Origin of the sequence: Pseudomonas sp. PS01301, assembly GCF_029960215.1 — a bacterium.
Taxonomy (GTDB): Bacteria; Pseudomonadota; Gammaproteobacteria; order Pseudomonadales; family Pseudomonadaceae; genus Aquipseudomonas; species Aquipseudomonas coleopterorum.
Map to the genome: position 1 here is coordinate 1 of NZ_JASCPM010000147.1, position 255 is coordinate 255.

Sequence of the window (255 nt, forward strand, 5' to 3'; positions counted from 1 at the left end):
ACAGCTAGGAGGTTGGCTTAGAAGCAGCCACCCTTTAAAGAAAGCGTAATAGCTCACTAGTCGAGTCGGCCTGCGCGGAAGATGTAACGGGGCTCAAACCAGGTACCGAAGCTACGGGTATCACCTTTTGGTGATGCGGTAGAGGAGCGTTCTGTAAGCCTGTGAAGGTGAGTTGAGAAGCTTGCTGGAGGTATCAGAAGTGCGAATGCTGACATGAGTAACGACAATGGGTGTGAAAAACACCCACGCCGAAAG

Annotated in this window: 1 rRNA gene; it reads left to right on the plus strand. The window is 51.4% G+C overall.

The annotated features are described in order from the left end of the window. Window positions 1-255: ribosomal RNA gene (locus QMX89_RS22810) — 23S ribosomal RNA — on the plus strand; the annotation flags it as partial.